The 14,119-nt window shown below is 62.6% G+C and carries 14 protein-coding genes and 1 pseudogene; 10 read left to right on the top strand and 5 right to left on the bottom strand.

Annotation, left to right across the window (positions count from 1 at the left end):
* Window positions 1–18: 18 nt before the first annotated feature.
* A complete protein-coding gene (locus J2857_RS06165) occupies window positions 19–1,611 on the bottom strand; it encodes an ABC transporter substrate-binding protein (protein ID WP_210009099.1) in 1,593 nt (530 codons plus the stop codon).
* On the bottom strand, window positions 1,608–2,174 hold the full coding sequence (locus tag J2857_RS06160) for a MarR family winged helix-turn-helix transcriptional regulator (RefSeq protein WP_245363030.1): 567 nt from the start codon (window positions 2,172–2,174) through the stop codon (window positions 1,608–1,610). Before J2857_RS06160 ends, J2857_RS06165 begins: the two co-directional genes overlap by 4 nt.
* A gap of 196 nt (window positions 2,175–2,370) precedes the next feature.
* Here J2857_RS06160 and J2857_RS06155 point away from each other — a divergent pair, with 196 nt between their 5' ends.
* The 5 genes from J2857_RS06155 to J2857_RS06135 all read left to right on the top strand — a co-directional run bounded on the left by J2857_RS06155 (window position 2,371) and on the right by J2857_RS06135 (window position 7,610).
* Complete coding sequence (locus J2857_RS06155) at window positions 2,371–3,072, top strand: creatininase family protein (protein ID WP_210009098.1); 702 nt, start codon at window positions 2,371–2,373, stop codon at window positions 3,070–3,072.
* 76 nt (window positions 3,073–3,148) lie between these two features.
* Window positions 3,149–4,120, top strand: coding sequence for an ABC transporter permease (locus J2857_RS06150; protein WP_210009097.1), 972 nt, complete (start codon window positions 3,149–3,151; stop codon window positions 4,118–4,120).
* Window positions 4,120–4,995: an ABC transporter permease gene (locus J2857_RS06145; protein ID WP_037083410.1), complete on the top strand. Its 876-nt coding sequence runs from the start codon at window positions 4,120–4,122 to the stop codon at window positions 4,993–4,995. The genes J2857_RS06150 and J2857_RS06145 overlap by 1 nt, the downstream gene beginning before the upstream one ends.
* Window positions 4,992–6,707, top strand: a complete 1,716-nt coding sequence (locus J2857_RS06140) for a dipeptide ABC transporter ATP-binding protein (RefSeq protein ID WP_210009096.1) — start codon at window positions 4,992–4,994, stop codon at window positions 6,705–6,707. Before J2857_RS06145 ends, J2857_RS06140 begins: the two co-directional genes overlap by 4 nt.
* A gap of 18 nt (window positions 6,708–6,725) precedes the next feature.
* Window positions 6,726–7,610, top strand: a complete 885-nt coding sequence (locus J2857_RS06135; RefSeq protein WP_210009095.1) for a polysaccharide deacetylase family protein — start codon at window positions 6,726–6,728, stop codon at window positions 7,608–7,610.
* 49 nt (window positions 7,611–7,659) lie between these two features.
* On the opposite strand, the gene J2857_RS06130 is transcribed toward J2857_RS06135, so the two are convergent.
* Complete coding sequence (locus tag J2857_RS06130; protein WP_210009094.1) at window positions 7,660–7,977, bottom strand: hypothetical protein; 318 nt, start codon at window positions 7,975–7,977, stop codon at window positions 7,660–7,662.
* A gap of 70 nt (window positions 7,978–8,047) precedes the next feature.
* Window positions 8,048–8,976: pseudogene (locus J2857_RS06125) on the bottom strand (LysR family transcriptional regulator).
* 87 nt (window positions 8,977–9,063) lie between these two features.
* On the opposite strand from J2857_RS06125, the gene J2857_RS06120 reads away from it, so the two are divergent.
* Window positions 9,064–9,969, top strand: a complete 906-nt coding sequence (locus tag J2857_RS06120; protein ID WP_210009093.1) for a DMT family transporter — start codon at window positions 9,064–9,066, stop codon at window positions 9,967–9,969.
* A 69-nt stretch (window positions 9,970–10,038) separates the two neighbouring features.
* On the opposite strand, the gene J2857_RS06115 is transcribed toward J2857_RS06120, so the two are convergent.
* Entirely contained in the window at window positions 10,039–10,608 is a 570-nt protein-coding gene (locus J2857_RS06115; protein ID WP_210010056.1) for a DUF922 domain-containing Zn-dependent protease, read from the bottom strand.
* Window positions 10,609–10,832: 224 nt separating this feature from the next.
* Between J2857_RS06115 and J2857_RS06110 the strand changes: the two genes are divergently transcribed.
* From J2857_RS06110 to J2857_RS06095, 4 genes are all read left to right on the top strand, one after another.
* Window positions 10,833–11,150, top strand: a complete 318-nt coding sequence (locus J2857_RS06110) for a hypothetical protein (RefSeq protein WP_210009092.1) — start codon at window positions 10,833–10,835, stop codon at window positions 11,148–11,150.
* A 68-nt stretch (window positions 11,151–11,218) separates the two neighbouring features.
* On the top strand, window positions 11,219–11,854 hold the full coding sequence (locus tag J2857_RS06105; protein WP_210009091.1) for a TetR family transcriptional regulator: 636 nt from the start codon (window positions 11,219–11,221) through the stop codon (window positions 11,852–11,854).
* Window positions 11,855–11,949: 95 nt separating this feature from the next.
* On the top strand, window positions 11,950–12,792 hold the full coding sequence (locus J2857_RS06100) for a metallophosphoesterase family protein (protein WP_210009090.1): 843 nt from the start codon (window positions 11,950–11,952) through the stop codon (window positions 12,790–12,792).
* Window positions 12,793–12,814: 22 nt separating this feature from the next.
* Complete coding sequence (locus tag J2857_RS06095) at window positions 12,815–14,110, top strand: ABC transporter substrate-binding protein (RefSeq protein ID WP_210009089.1); 1,296 nt, start codon at window positions 12,815–12,817, stop codon at window positions 14,108–14,110.
* Window positions 14,111–14,119 lie beyond the last annotated feature (9 nt).

The raw sequence follows: 14,119 nt of genomic DNA, 5'->3' as shown, positions 1-14,119 counted from the left end.
CTCACGTGGTGGGAGGCCCTATTTCGCCGGGCGAATGTTCATCGCCAGCGTGTCCTCGTCGGAACGCGGCACGATGGTGATGCCCTTCTTCATGCCCCAGGCGGAGACGGTCGAAGCGATCGCCAGGTAGGGTCGATCGGTCGAAACCAGCGCATTGGCGTCCATCAGGAACTTTTCGCGCTTCTTGGTATCCATCTCGACGGCGGCGTCCTCGATCAGCTTGTCCATCGTCTTGTTGACATAGCCGCGCAGGTTAAAGGCGCCGAGCTTGGTCGCCGGGTCGTTGCTGTGGGCGAGCGACGACAGCGTGTAGTTCGATTCACCCGTCAGCGTGCCCCAGCCCGACATGGTCATCGAGTAGTCGCCCCGCGTATTGGCCGGGAAGAACACAGCACCTGGCTGCGCGTTTGCCTCGGCCTGGATGCCGACTGCCGTCAGCATCTGGGCGATCGTCGTGCCGACATCCTTGTCGCCCGGCAGGCGGTCGTTGGTGAAGGAGAAAGTCACCTTGAAGCCGTTCGGATAACCGGCCTCCGCAAGCAGCTTCTTGGCCTTCGCCGGATCGGCCTTGGTGGGCTTCACGGCCGGGTTCCAGCCGAAGATGTTCGGCGTCACGAGCTGTGACTGAACGCTGCCCATGCCCTCCATGGCGATCTCGGTGATCGTTTCGCGGTCGATCGCCAGATCGAAGGCTTCGCGCACCTTGGGATCCTGGAAGGGATTCTTCGGCAGCGGCGAACCGTCTTTGGCACTGACCTGCGGCGGCTTATCGCGGAAATCGAAGGCGATGTTGAAGAGGTAGACGCTGTCCTGGCGCACGACGGTCAGCTTGGAATCCTTCTCGAGCGTGGGCACGTCGGAGGCAGGAATGCGCGAGATCAGGTCGACCTGGCCGGCCTTCAGCTGTGCGACGCGGGCCGCATCGTTGGGGATTTCCTTGCGGGTCACCTTGTCCCAGGGTTCCTTCTCGCCCCAGTAGCCATCGAACTTCTGCAGCACGAGCTGTTCCTTCGGCGTCCAGGAGACGAACTTGTAGGGGCCGGTGCCGATTGCCGCCTTGCCGGAATTGAAGCCTTCCGACGCCTTGTCGGCATTGGCGGAAAAATCCTTGGCCGCCGTATGCGACACGACGAACAGACGGATGAAATCGTTGGGCAGGTTCGGTGCCGGACCATCGGTCTTGATACGGATCGTCAGCGGATCAACGATCTCGATGCCCCGCACCCGACGGACGTAGATGGTGGTCGGGTTGGGGCCGGTGACGGCCGGGATGCGCTCGATCGAGAACTTCACGTCCTCGGCGGTGAAATCGGAACCGTCGTGGAATTTGACGCCCGGACGGAGCTTGAATTCCCAGGTCGTGTTGTCGATGGCCGTCCAGCTGGTCGCAAGGCCAGGCTCGAGCTCGAGGTTGTTGCCGGATTTCACCAGCGAGTCATAGATATGCTTGACCGCCTCGGCATGGGTGCCGGCGGCGGTGAAATGCGGATCGACCGACAGCGGGCCGGCGCGCACGCCGATCATCAGGTCTGCAGCAAGGGCAGCACCCGAAACGCCGCCGAGCAGGACGGCGGCGAGAGCCGCGGTGCCGAATGTCTTCAAAATCGTCATTCTTCGTTCTCCTCTATATTTATCATTGGAGGCCAGTTGGGTGAATCCACGACGACTTTCGCCAGCAGTTCGGAGAGCATCAGCTTTTCGGCAGGGGTCAGCCCCGACAGCATGACCTTTTCGCGCTCCACCATCGGTTGCATGGCTTGATCGACGATGCGCTTTCCTTCGTCCGTGATGAAAAGGACGAAGCTTCGAAGATCCGCCGCGTCGATCTCGCGGCGGATGATGTTCTTGTCGATCAGCTTCTGGATCGCCCGGCTCATCGTATTCTTCGGGAAACCCGAGGAGCTGCTGATGGCGCTCGCCGTCAGGCCGTTCGAAAGGCCGAGCGAATAGAGAACGACGAATTCAGGCCGGGCGAGCCCGTACTCCTTCTCGATCCAGCGATAGATCGGTTCGTTGAACTGCAGCGCCAAGAAGTTGATGCGGAAGGAAAGCCAGCAGGGATTCTGCCACAGCTTCACGGACACCAGATCGTCGACGCCATGACTGCCGGCCGCGGCCTTGCCGCCCTGCCTGAGAAGCGCATCGAAGGATGAGATTTCCAATTGCAACGCCATCAGCTCCCGCAGAAATCCCGCCTGGATTTTGTTCCGTATGGAACTTGACGGTAGGTTATTTGGCTGTCAATCTCTTTTTTTAGTTCCGTATGGAACCTTGCACTTGATCGGCGCAGCGCCTGTCAAGGCACATTTTTTGTGCGCAAGCGTGAGATTTTGATCAATTTTTGCGCGGCGCGGATGCAGGTGGGAATTTATGAAGATCGCGGACATGAACTGGATGCAGGTGGAGGAACGGGCGGAGAAGGATGACCGCTGCATATTGCCGATCGGCAGCGTCGAGCAGCACGCCTATCTCAGCCTGGCGACCGACATGATCCTTGCCGAGAAGGTCTCGCTCGATGCGGCGGAGCCGCTCGGCATTCCGGTCTTCCCGGTCGTGCCCTACGGCCTCGCCTCGTCGTTTGCGACCTTTCCAGGCACGCTGACGCTGACGCTGTCCACCTATATCGGCGTGATCCGCGACCTGATGGACAGCATCCACCGTTCCGGCTTCCGCCGCATCCTGATCGTCAACGGCCATGGCGGCAACACACCGGCGACTGCCGTCATTTCCGAATGGCTGAATGCCCATCCGGACGCCTCGGTGAAATTCCACGACTGGTGGCGGGCGCCCAAAACCTGGGCGAAGGTGCAGGAAACCGATCCCGCGGCCTCGCACGCCTCCTGGATGGAAAACTTCCCCTGGACCCGCACGACCGACCAGCGCCAGCCGACGACATCCAAGCCGAAGGTGGATTTCGCGGGCCTTGCCCGTGTCGATGCGGCCCGCAAGCGCGCACTGCTCGGCGACGGAAACTATCACGGCCTCTATGAGCGGCCCGACGAGGACATGCTGGCGATCTGGGCGGTGGCCGTCGCGGAAACCCGCGACCTTCTCGAAAACGACTGGCACTGACGGCGAGGCATCCTTCAGGAAGCCTCACCCTCCGAACCCGCAGAAGACGGGCCTGGGGACAAGAACAGGGGAATACATGTTAGGTTTCGTCTTGCAACGCCTGTGGCAGGCGGCCATCGTGGTCATCGCGATGTCGGCGCTGGTCTTCTGCGGTGTCTATGCCGTGGGCAATCCCATCGACGTGCTGATCTCTCCGGATGCGACGCAGGACATCCGCGCCGCGGTGATTGCCCAATACGGGCTCGACCAGCCGCTCTGGAGGCAATATTTCGCCTTTCTCGGCCGGATCGTCGAAGGCGATTTCGGTCGCTCCCTCGTCTATAGCATCCCGGTCAGCGAGTTGATCCTCACCCGCCTGCCCGCGACATTGGAGCTGACACTGGCCGCCGTTCTATTTGCCAGCCTCGTCGGCATCCCGATCGGCATGTATGCCGGCTACCGGCCGCACAGCCTGGTTTCCCGCGCGATCATGGCGATCTCGATCCTCGGCTTCTCGGTGCCGACCTTCTGGTTCGGCCTGATGCTGATCATGGTGTTTGCCGTCCAATGCGGCTGCATGCCGGCCGGTGGACGCGGTGAGACGGTGAACCTGTTCGGCGTCGATTTCAGCTTCCTCACCGGCGACGGATTCGCACATCTCGTGCTGCCGGCGCTGAACCTCGCACTCTTCAAATTCTCGCTGATGATCCGGCTCGCCCGCGCCGGCACCCGCGAACTGATGCTGAGTGACACGGTGAAATTCGCACGCGCCGCCGGCCTTTCGGAGTTCACCGTGCTGAGCCGGCATGTTCTGCGGCTGATCTCAATCCCGCTCGTTACCGTCTTCGGCCTGGAGCTTGGCTCCACGCTCGCCTTTGCGGTCGTCACCGAAACCATCTTTTCCTGGCCCGGTCTCGGCAAGCTGATCATCGACAGCATCACCTCGCTCGACCGGCCGGTCATGGTCGCCTACCTGATGCTCGTCGCCTTCCTGTTCATCGTCATCAACCTGATCGTCGATTTAACCTACGCGCTGCTCGATCCGCGCCTGCGAAAGGGACGTGCCTGATGCGCGATACTCTGCTTGGCCGTTTCCTCGAGGAATTCTTCCGCAACAAGGTCGCGACGGGTGCGGCAATCGTCGTCTTCCTGATCGTGCTGACCGCGATCATCGCGCCGCTGGTCACCCCGCAGGATCCGTATGACCTGACCAGCCTGGTACTGCGCGATGCGCGACGCGCGCCGGGTTATGTCGGCACCGGCGGCTACACCCATTGGCTCGGCACGGACTCGCAAGGCCGCGACCTGCTGTCCGCGATCATCTACGGCCTGCGCATCTCGTTGCAGATGGGCGTGATTGCCGGCGGCATCGCCTTCGTCATCGGCGCGGTGGTCGGCTGCTCGGCAGCCTATATCGGCGGCCGCTTCGAAAGCCTCGCCATGCGCATCGTCGACCTACAGCTGTCCTTCCCGGCAATCCTGCTCGCCTTCGTCATCGCAGCCCTGCTCGGCCAGGGCCGCTACCAGCTGATCATGGCGCTCATCTTCGCCCAATACGCCTATTTCGCCCGCACCGCCCATGGCGCGGCGTCGGCCGAGCGGCAGAAGGATTATGTCGAGGCGGCGCTCTCCATCCCGCTGTCGCCCTGGCGCGTGGTGCTGAAGCACATCCTGCCGAACTCCCTGCCGCCGCTGATCGTCGTCGCCACGGTGCAGGTGGCGAGCGCCATTTCGCTCGAAGCCACCCTCTCCTTCCTCGGCGTCGGCTTGCCGCCGACCGAACCGTCGCTCGGCATGCTGATCGCCAACGGCTTCCAATATCTGCTCTCCGGTCGCTATTGGATCTCGATCTATCCCGGCGTCGCGCTGATCCTGTTCATCGTCTCGCTCAACCTCGTCGGCGACCAGATCCGTGACCAGCTCAATCCGAGGCTCCGCCGATGACCGGAACGATGACTGGGCCGCTTCTCGAAGTCACCAACCTCAAGACCTGGTTTCAGAGCGGCCGCGGCGAGATCAAGGCGGTCGATGGCGTCTCGTTTTCTCTGGCGCCGGGCGAAGTGCTCGGCCTCGTCGGCGAATCCGGTTCCGGCAAGTCGATCACCGGCTTCTCGATCATCGGCCTGATCGATGAACCCGGCCGCATCGTCGAGGGTTCGATCAGGCTCGAAGGCCGCGAACTGATCGGCCTGCCGCCTCACGAATTGCGCACCATCCGCGGCAAGACCATTTCCATGGTCTTCCAGGACCCGATGATGACGCTGAACCCGGTCCTGAGCATCGGCACCCAGATCAAGCTGGCGCTCGAAGCGCATGAGAAGATCAGCGCGGCCGACGCCCGCGAAAGAGCGATCAAGGCGCTGGCGCAGGTCCGCATCAGCGAGCCGGAACGCAAGGTGGATTTCTTCCCGCATCAATTCTCCGGCGGCATGCGCCAGCGCGTCGCGATCGCGATCGCCCTGCTGCACCGGCCGAAGCTGATCATCTGCGACGAACCGACGACGGCGCTCGACGTGTCGATCCAGGCGGAAATCCTTGCCGAGATGAAGGAGCTGGTGGCCGAGCTCGGGACCGCGCTGATCTGGATCAGCCATGACCTCGCGGTCGTATCGTCCCTGGCCGATCGGGTCGCGGTGATGCGGTCCGGCAATATCGTCGAGATCGGCCCGGCGCTCGGCGTGCTCACCCGCCCGCAGCACGACTACACCAAGGCGCTGCTCGACGCGCTGCCCTCGCGCGCCAAGCCCGGCCAGTTGCTGCTGCGCGGCAGCGGCATCGCCGATGCGGCACCGCCGCCGCGCAAGTCCGCGACATTGAACCTGCCGCCGCTCGGCAGCCCGTATCTCGTCATCGACGATGCGATGAAGCGCTTCGAAAAGCCGGCGAGCCTGTTCAGGAGCCTGGCGATCAAATCCGGCATTGCCCAGCCGCTGCCGGTCGTGCAAGCGGTCGACGGAGTCTCGATCACGCTGAAGCGCGGCGAGGTACTCGGCCTTGTGGGTGAATCCGGCTCCGGAAAATCGACGCTCGGTCGCATGGCGGCCGGCATCACGGTCCCAACCTCGGGTACGATCCGTCTCAATGGCAAACCGGTGATGAGCGACGGCCGCAATGCGCGAAAAATCACCACACGCATCCAGACGATCTTCCAGGATCCGTTCGCCTCGCTCAACGGCCGCATGCGGATCGGTGACATCATCGCCGAAGGTCCGCTCGCCCACAAGTTGGTGACCCGAGCCGAAGCCCCCATCTATGTCAAGGAATGGCTGGCGGCAGTCGGGCTTGACCCCACCTTCGCCAACCGTTTCCCGCACCAGTTCTCCGGCGGCCAGCGCCAGCGCATCGCGATTGCCCGCGCGCTCGCCATGCAGCCGGATGTGATTGTCTGCGACGAGCCGGTCGCCTCGCTCGACGTCTCGATCCAGGCGCAGATCATCAATCTGCTGATCCGCCTGCGCGCCGAACTCGACCTGTCGCTGATCTTCATCAGCCACGACCTGTCGGTCGTCCGGCATCTCTGCGACCGCGTCGCGATCATGTATCGCGGCAAGATCGTCGAGGAAGGCGTGGCATCGACGATCTACGCCGACCCGCAGCATGATTATACCAGGCGGCTGCTCGCGGCCGTGCCTGTGCTGCCCGAGGCGGCGGAATAACAAAAGGGAGAACAGGACATGGAACCCTGGGAATGGGACGAGGCCACTTGGCGCGGCAAGGTCAACAAGGTGCGCGCCGGCCGCTCGCTGAAGCCGAAAGCCTGGAAAAACGGCGCGCGCTGCGCGGTTGCCCTTTCCTTCGACAGCGACCATGAGACCAACGAACTACGCGACGGCGGCGAATCGATCGGCCGCATGTCCCAGGGGCAATACGGCAACCGCATGGGCGTGCCGCGCATCCTAGAAACGCTGAAGAATGCCGATGTCCCGGCGACCTTCTTCGTGCCGGCGGTCGCAGCCCTGCTTTATCCGGACGAACAGCGGCGCGTCATCGCCGAAGGCCACGAGATCGGCCTACACGGCTGGATCCACGAAGTGAACACGAAAGTGCCTCCAGACAAGGAGCGCGAACTGCATTTCCGCGCCGCCGATACGCTCGAAAAGATCACCGGCATCCGCCCGGTCGGCATGCGCACGCCGTCCTGGGATTTTTCTTACGAAACCCTGAAGATCGAGCGCGAACTCGGGCTGATCTACGATTCCTCGCTGATGGCCGATGACGATCCTTACGAACTGGTCGAGGACGGCGAGCCGACAGGCATGGTCGAACTGCCGGTCGAATGGATCCGCGACGACGCGGTCTATTTCAACATGAACCGTTTTACCGCACTCCGCCCCTACACCCCGCCGACCTCAGTGCTCGATATCTTTAAGCGCGAATTCGACCGCGCCTATCTCGAAGGCGGGCTGTTCCTGCTCACCATGCATCCGCATGTCTCGGGTTACCGCTCGCGCATCTTCGTGCTGGAGGAGCTGATCAGGCATATCCAGAGCCACGAAGGCGTCTGGTTCGGAAGCCATGCCGACATTGCACGCTTCGCCAGGGACAATGGCGGTGCGTGAGGCCTCCACTGATCACCGGCGATCGTGGGATCGGGCGCGGTAGGGACGACTAACTCCGGTCGGCCAGGATTTTCATGATCGCCACCCGCTCGGGCAGTTCAACGAGGTAATGCGGGTCGCGGTCGAGATGATGCACCTTGTTCGGATCGCCGCCGGTAAACGCCGCCATCGACTCGAAGTCGGGCCAGTAGGAAGTGGTCACGAACTCCGTTTCGTCGCCGAGATCTTCCCGGAAAAGCTGGACGGCAAGCGCGGTTTTGACGAGCGGTGGAATGCCCGCCTCCAGCAGATAGGCCTCGTATTCGTCAGCAATTGTGGTGCGCGTACGCCCCCGCCAAATCCTTGCTATCGTCGCCTTTGTGCTCATGGAATGCTCCTCAGATCCTGTTTTTCCGGAGCAACTAGAGCCGACAGAACGATTGCCAATAGGAAAGGTGCTAACCCTTGCCCCGTCCCGGCGCGGTGAAGGCGGCGATAGCCGCCTCGTCGAGCCCCGCCTCCTGCAGGAAACGCCGCGCGAACTCGGCACCGGACGCCTTCATCGCGTCGTTCGGGCGGATCAGGTGGAAGGCGACATGGTGATCGATGGTCCTTGCCGATACGGCGACGACACGGCCGGAGGCAAGCGCCGCGTCCGCAAGCGGCGGCCGGGCGAGCGCGATGCCGAGCCCTTGCGCGCAGGCATCGATCACCAGGTTATAGTCCTCGAACCGCCGGTCCTGCCCACGGGGTACGTATTCGACGCCCTCGACTGCCAGCCAGCGCCGCCAGGCCTCGACATTGGAATCGTGCAGAATAGGGAGTTCCAGCAGGGATTTGGCCTCCGACCGCCCGGCCAGACGTTCGGCGATGGCAGGTGCTGCGATCGGCACGAGCTTCTCCTGCCACAGCGGCAGGCTGCGCACGCCGGCCCAAGGTCCCTTGCCACAGCGGATCGCGAGGTCAATGCCCTCGCTGAAATCCGCCAACCGATGTTCCAGGATCAGTTCCAGATGAATGTCAGTGGCCTCCAGCTTCGACACGCGGGAGAACAGCCAGAGCGAGGCGACCGATGGCGTCACCGAAAGCCGGACGACCGTCTTGTTGCGGCGCGGCAGCCACCGCTCGTCCGTATCGACGAGCAGTGCCAAGGCTTCTTCCGCGCGAGCAAAAACCGTATGCCTTCCGGCGTCAGCGTTACACCGCGGGCCTCACGCGCAAAAAGCCGCACACCCATCCAGCGCTCCAGCCGGGATATCTGCCGGGAGACCGCGCCATGGGTGACGCCGCCCTCTTCCGCCGCTGCGGAAAACGATCCGAGACGCGCCGCGCGAGCAAAAGTCTCGAGCGTGTCGAGCGGTGGTAAAGTCTGCGAGCTGTGAACCATAGACACATATGATCATCGATTGCGGTGCTTTTCAAGCACGGATGCGTGGGGCTAAATCCTGGCTTCCACGCGTCGAGGGAGAAAGAGATGAGCACGGTCGCCATGAGTACTGCAACAGACGAGAGACAGGGATTTGATGTGATCGCCTTCCTGGCGATCCTGGTGACCATCGTTTTCTGGGCCTCGTCCTTCGCCGTGATCCGCATCGCGCTCGGGCCGCTGACGCCGATCGAGCTTGCCACGGCACGCTATGTTCCGGCCGCCTTGATCGCGGTCGTCTATCTGGCCGCTGTCCGGCCAGCCCTTCCGGCCAGGGGCGATGTCCTTCGCCTCGTCGTCGCGGCCGTGCTCTTCATCGCGGCCTATGCCGTTCTCCTCAACATGGGCGAGCGAACCGTCGCGGCCGGCCCGGCGAGCTTCATCATCAACAGCATGCCCGTCTTCACCGCCCTTATCGCCACCTTCGCGCTCGGCGAACGCTTCGGCCGCTGGGGGTGGCTCGGAACGGCAATCTCCTTTGCCGGCGTAGCGCTGATCGCAGCCTCGGGGGAAGACGGCTTCGATCTCGACCCCAACGCGATCCTCATCCTCGGTGCCGCTCTCTGCTCGGCGACCGCAAGCGTACTGCAGAAGCCGATCCTCGGCCGCATGCCTGCATTGGCCGTCACGGCCTGGCTGATGCTGATCGGCTCCATTCCGCTGCTGCCGGCCGTACCGTCCGCCCTGCAGGCGGTCGCCGCCGCCCCGGCCGAGGTGAACTGGGGCCTCGCCTACCTGGTGCTCTTCCCGACCACGATCGGGTACGTCACCTGGGCGATCGCGCTGAAGCGGCTGTCTGCCGCTCGGGCCGCCAATTTCCTCTACGGCGTTCCTCCGACCGCCACCCTGATCGGCTTCCTCTGGCTCGGCGAAGTGCCGACCCTGATCGGCGCAATCGGCGGTGTCATGGCGATCGTCGGCGTGCTCGTCGTCAACGTGATGCGCAAGAGATAGTGCAGCCGTGGAATTCATCAGGAAAAGCAAAAGCTTCCAGCCAACTGATGAATCAATCTGTGCGGCGGCCTATCTACCGGGGCCGTTCACCAGCTGCAGGATGAGCTGGTGGACATTGCCACCCTCGCCCATCTCCATCCGGTCGTAGTCGCTGCTGCGTTTTTGCTGGGCCTTCGAAATCTCGCCGAGTTTGGCGGTCAGTTCGGTCCTGATCTTTACGCATTTCGGATCGTCGGCAACGCTGAGCCCCACGCTCACCCGCTCGATCTCCTTCACCATATCGGTGATGATGACGCCGTGGACCAGTTCGTGCTTATGGACGCCGGTAAAGAAGGCATCCCATTTCCTCTTGAGCTCGGGGGAAAGCGCTGAGGCCGGCTTGGGAAGCGTATAGGTGATGATCAGCTTCGGCCGCGCCGAAACCAGCGTGCAGGCACCGTCGGGCTGCGGCCGATAATCGCGCGTCCAGGTCAGCTTGAAATTGGTATGGGCAATGGCGCGGACCTCCTTGCCTATCTTCGGGCCGCGCTCGCCGATGGAAGCGTAGAGATCGACCCCGGAATCACCCGTGATAGAATAGGTCTGGATCTGCTCGACCGGCTGCCACTGGCTCTGCGCCGACGCCTCCAGCGGCACCATCCCAAAGAGGAGCCCCGCCCCGAGAATTTCTGCACCTATCTTCACTCTTTTCCTCCCAACCCGTTGCCGCGAAACTAGAGATGCCGCAGCGCCGTTTCAATTCCTCAAGCGTGTCAGTGAACGCTGTCCATCACAACTTTGGTTCCAGGCTCTTGCCATATTTCCCTCAAAATGGATGATGACAGTTATGTGACAAAGCATTCTGATTTGGCGTGGGGAACTCAATGGGAGAAAAGCGCAGGGTTTACGAGGCGTTGGTCGACGGCGCGATGGATGGCCTCACGGACGACGCCTTGTTCAAATTCGTCAACAAACGCTGCCCGAAAACATCAAGCAGGAAGATCGTCCGGGCCGCGCTCCTCGGCCTCACCGATCCTCACCTGCGTGACCGGAACATCCTCGATACGATCTATGCGCTGGCCATCAAGCACCGTATGGACGAGTTTCGCGATGGCGAGGATGGCGATGATGACAGGGATGCCTGGCCGGCACCTTTCGCCCGCCCGCTCGACAAGGAAACGGCCCGCGCCGATGTGGCCTAGGCATTTTCCCGCTTTGTCATCCACCCTACACAGAAGCGGTCTAGGCTGTCCTCATCGAGGGTGAGTTCATGCACGGCCGCACCAATCTCACAGCCATGAGGCTCATGGATGCCTGCGAGCATCTGCTTTGCGAAGCCGAGGCTCTGGAGGATTTGACCGCCCGGCGGATCGCCATCGAAGCGCATGCGACGCCGTCGGCCATCAGCTACCATTTCGGCTCTCAGGAAGAACTGGTCGCAGCGGTTGCGGAGCGGGTCTACCGGCGCCTCAATGCCGAACGGCTCAGCCTGCTGCGCAAAGCTGTCGATCGCCGGGCGCCCGAACCACCGGATCTCGACGAAGTCATCGCAGCCCTGGTTGGTCCGTCGATCCGCTGGAGCCTCGATCCGACCTCCAGCTATCCGGTCCTGTCGCATTTCACCTCGATGGCAAAGACCCACCGGGAGCGCGCGCCGCATTACCGCCGCATCATCGATAATGTCCAACATCATCGGGCTTTTGTCCCGCATTTGAAGCGGATAGCGCCCTGGCTCGACGACGTCGATATCGGCTGGCGGCTCAATTGTGCGCTCGGCATCCGCTCGCAGGTCACCCGCTCGCGGTCACGTACGGAAGTGCTGACCAATTACAGCATCGACCTCGACGATCCGGACATCGTCATCGCCCGCATGGTCGAGGTGATCGCGCCGATGTTCCGCCGCTGAACCGGTTTCGAACGGCATTCGAAATCCGTCACTACCCCGAAACAAACCCCTTCTAACGGTCCTCCCGACGAAACCGTCATCCATGGAGGCATCCGGTGCGACGCGAAACCACATTCATCCATCTGACCGACCTGCACATCGGCACCGCCGACGACAGCCATCTGCACAGCGACACGACCGAGACGCTGCATCAGGTCCTCGATCTCGTCGCGACCGTGACGCCGAGGCCGCAATTCGTCGTCGCCAGCGGCGACCTCACCAATCGCGGCGATGCGGAAAGTTTTCGCCGGCTGAAGGAGATCATCGACGCCAGGATCGATGTTCCTGTCATCTACGCGCTCGGCAATCACGACACCCGCCCCGGCTTCTACGAGGGCATGGGCATCGAGGCGCATGATCCGGATGCGCCCTACGACCACGACACGATCATCGACGGCATCCACATCATCACCATCGACTCGACGACGCCCGGCCTGATCGGCGGCACGATCGATCCGGAACAGTTCGACTGGCTCGCCTCGACGCTCGACAGCCATCCCGACCTGCCGAAGCTGATCGTCGTCCACCACCCGCCGGCACTCGGCGAGGAAGCCGATGCCACCCACTGGCGGACGATCCATTTCCCGCAGTCGGAACGTTTTCGCGAACTGCTGAAGGGCCGCAACATCATCGGCATCCTGAGCGGCCATATCCATCACGACCGCGTCTCGGTTTGGCACGGCATCCCGGTCGTCGTCGGCACCGGCCAGCACGCCGCCACCGACATCCTGCGCACCGACATCCTGCGCATGGTGCGCGGCGCCTCCTTCGGCATCGGCACCATCCGTCCGTCCGGCCTCACCATGGCCTTCGTGCCGCTGCCGTCCGATCGCGCCGAGCTCAACACCTATCCGCTCGAACTTCTGATGGCCCGGGCAATGCCCGTCGCCGCTGAATAACCCTCACCCGGAGACACGCAAAATGCTGCGCAGAAACACGCTCAAGCTTCTGGCGACGCTCACCGCCGCCTCGATGTTTCCCTTCGGCGCTTTCGCCGAAATGCCCGCCACGGTCGACAAGCCGGTCACGATCAGCTTCTACAACTACAACCTCGCGTCCGCCGGCATCGGCTCCGAGGCCACCAAGGAACTGATCGCCGGCTTCGAGAAGAAATTCCCGAACGTGAAGGTCGAGACGGTCGCCGTGCCGTCGAACGAGATCATCAACCGCGTCCAGGCAGATATCGTCGCCGGCAAGCAGCCGGACGTCGCCCAGCTGACCTTCCGCGACCTGATCTTCATCGCATCCGACCTCGGCGGCAATGCGCTTGAGGACATGGTGAAACCGGCTGAACTGAAGGACCATCTCGCCGGCATGATCCCCAAAGGTCTCGAACTCGGCAAGGTAGACGGCAAGACCTATGGTCTCGCCTACACTTTCTCGACGCCCGTCCTTTATTACAACGGCGACCTCTTCAAGCAGGCAGGTCTGGACGCGAACAACCCGCCCAAGACCTGGGCCGACGTCAACATCGCCGGCAAGGCGATCAAGGAAAAGACCGGCAAGAACGGCTTCTTCCCGGGCGCTTACGGCCCGAGCGACGGCACTTTCGTCTACCAGGCGATCGTCATGTCGAACGGCGGCAGGGTGCGCGACGGCAACAAGCTCACTTACGCGGACAAGAATGCTGCCGAGGCCGTCAAGATGCTGCGCGACATGGTCGATAGCGGCGCCCATGCCAGGATCGATCCGGCCAGCGGCTCGGATACTTTTGCAGCCGGCAATCTCGGGATGTTCGTCTATACGACTGCGGTGCTTGGCTCCTACAAGAAGGCCGCCCAAGGCAAGTTCGATCTGCGCATCGCCCCGATGCCGTCCTTCGGCGAAAAGCCGACCGCTCCGACCAATTCCGGCAGCGCACTGTTCGTCTTCAGCAAGGACCCGGTCAAGCAGCGTGCGGCTTACGAACTCCTCAAGTATCTGACGAGCAAGGAAGCCTATACGGTCATCACCAGCAAGATCGGCTACCTGCCGCTGCGTCTCGATATCGTCGACGACCCGAACTATCTCGGCCCGTGGGTCAAGGAAAATCCGATGTTCCGCGCCAACCTGGAACAGCTGAACCGTCTCACGGCCAACGTCGCCTTCCCCGGCCCGAACTACCGCCAGGTCGAGAAGATGATGATGGACTCGGTGCGCGAAGCCGTCTTCGGCAAGGGCGATCCGGTCGCAACGCTGAAAGCCGCCCAGGACCAGGGCCAGGACCTGATGCCGTAACCAATCACG

The sequence above is a fragment of the Neorhizobium galegae genome (genome assembly GCF_017877055.1).
Lineage (GTDB): Bacteria > Pseudomonadota > Alphaproteobacteria > Rhizobiales > Rhizobiaceae > Neorhizobium > Neorhizobium galegae_D.
The sequence above is the reverse complement of the archived record's forward strand: the minus strand, read 5'-3'. Positions and strand labels throughout refer to the sequence as shown.